General features: G+C 68.0%; 3 protein-coding genes. All 3 read right to left on the bottom strand.

Going from position 1 to position 2,047, the window contains the following annotated elements; genetic code table 11:
- On the bottom strand, positions 1–489 hold a 489-nt coding region (locus VF649_RS04290), incomplete at its 3' end, for a GNAT family N-acetyltransferase (protein WP_331010723.1).
- Positions 480–1,319 (bottom strand): oxygen-dependent coproporphyrinogen oxidase, encoded by an 840-nt coding sequence (hemF, locus tag VF649_RS04285; RefSeq protein WP_331010722.1) that lies wholly within the window; start codon positions 1,317–1,319, stop codon positions 480–482. The genes VF649_RS04290 and hemF, both read right to left, overlap by 10 nt.
- Before the next feature lie 46 nt (positions 1,320–1,365).
- Positions 1,366–1,812: a tRNA (cytidine(34)-2'-O)-methyltransferase gene (locus VF649_RS04280; protein ID WP_331010721.1), complete on the bottom strand. Its 447-nt coding sequence runs from the start codon at positions 1,810–1,812 to the stop codon at positions 1,366–1,368.
- Between the last annotated feature and the right edge of the window lie 235 nt (positions 1,813–2,047).

Genomic DNA, 2,047 nt, shown 5'->3' with positions numbered 1-2,047 from the left:
GAAGCCCTGCGCCCGGTAGAAGCCGAGCGCGCGTGGATGATCGAGCGTGCAGGTATGGACCCACACCCGCTCGACATCCTTGCGCCACGCGCGGGTCAGCGCCTCCGCCATCAGCCAGCGGCCGTGACCGCGCCCGGCGAGATCCGGCACCAGCCCGAAATAGGCGATCTCGCACGCGCCGGGGGTGCGGTGGTCGAGCTCGAGCATGCCGATCTCGATGCCCTGCGCATCGGTCACCGCGTGCACGGCGACCGCGGCGTCGTGGACGATCGCGATCAGCGCCGCATCGTCCATCACCAGCCGCGAATACCATAGCCACGGCGTGCCGACGCGCGCGAAGAGTGTACGATAGCGCTCGGGTGAGGGGGAAGGCCACGCCACCAGCCGCAGCGGCGACGCGGGCAGGGGGCGCAGCGGCGGGCGCTGCGTCATTTCCAGCGTGGTGACGACCGTCGCGACCTCGTCGTCCGCGACCGCGATCAGTCCCATGTCGCTACCGGGGGCAGGCTCATCAGGATCGCGTCGATATTGCCGCCGGTCTTCAGCCCGAACAGCGTGCCCCGGTCGTAAACCAGATTGAACTCGGCGTAGCGCCCGCGCCACGCGTGCATCGCGGCGGTGTCCGCGGCGGTGAAGGGCTCGTGCATCCGCCGCCGGACGATCCGCGGATAGGCGTCGAGGAACGCCTCGCCCACCGCGCGGGTAAAGGCGAAATCAGCGTCGAACCCGTTCTCCAGATGATCGAAGAAGATGCCGCCGACGCCGCGATGCACCTGGCGGTGGGGGATGTAGAAATAATCGTCCGCCCATTGCTTGAATCGCGGATAATAGCCCGGATCATGCGGATCGCAGGCCGCCTGCAGCGTCGCGTGGAAGTCGGCGGTATCCGCCGCGATTGGCAGCGGCGGGTTGAGATCCGCGCCACCACCGAACCAGCGTTTGGCGGTCACCAGGAAGCGGCAGTTCATGTGCACCGCGGGCACGTGCGGATTGGCCATGTGCGCCACCAGGCTGATCCCGGTCGCGAAGAACTGCGGGTTGTCCGCCGCACCGTGGATGGTCTTGGCGAAGTCGCCTTCAAAGGTGCCGCCGACGGTCGAGACGTTGACCCCGACCTTTTCGAACACCCGACCCTTCATCACCCCGCGCACGCCGCCGCCGCCCGGCAGCCCCGACGGATCGACTCGGTCCCACGCTATATAATCGAACCCAGCGTCCGACCCCGCCTCGCGCTCGATCGCGACGAATTCCGCGCAGATCCGGTCGCGTAGCGCTTCGAACCAGGCACGGGCGGCAGCTTGTTGGTCGTCGAGTTCCATGCCGCCGCCTTTGCCGCCAGCCGCGTGCGATGTAAAATCCCGGGAGCTAGATCATCCACCCGGTCTGCCGCATCGCCTCCCCGAGAACGATCGCCGCCGAGATCCCGATGTTGAGGGAGCGGAAGCCGGGGCGCATCGGCACCCGCACGCGCAGGTCGGCGCGGTCGTGCACCGTTGGCGGAACCCCGGCGCCCTCGGATCCGAGCAGCAGAATGTCGTCGTCGCGGAACACCGCGTCGGGAAGCGGCACCGCGCCGCTGGTGGTCAGCAACACGAGCCGGCCCGCCGCCTGCGCCTCGAATGCCGCCCAGTCGACATGGCGCGTCACCTCGACCGCGTCGGCATAGTCCATCCCGGCGCGGGCGAGCTTGCGATCGTTCCAGGTGAAACCGGTCGGTTCAATGACGTCGACACCGACCCCCATGCAGGCGGCGAGGCGGAGGATGGCGCCGACTTTGCCGGCGTTGTCGGGCTGGTTGAGGGCGATGCGCATCGCCGCGCCTTAGCCACCCACCGGGCCCACCGCAAAATCAGGTTGGCAAAACATGTTACCCCCGTCTATCAGACCGGCAGCCTGCCGTGGGGACGGATCGGGCTGGTGGGCGCGATTTTCGTCTCCAGACGCAAGGCGCCCGTCCCGATAGAGAAGCTCAAGGGTTCGATTCGATGGCGACTGACAGCATGGTTCCTCCCGGTGAATCGCCGGAGCCGTTCCACGACGAGGCGCA

The organism is Sphingomonas sp., assembly GCF_036387535.1.
Taxonomy (GTDB): Bacteria; Pseudomonadota; Alphaproteobacteria; order Sphingomonadales; family Sphingomonadaceae; genus Sphingomonas_R.
This window is presented reverse-complemented; position numbering and strand designations above follow the sequence as displayed.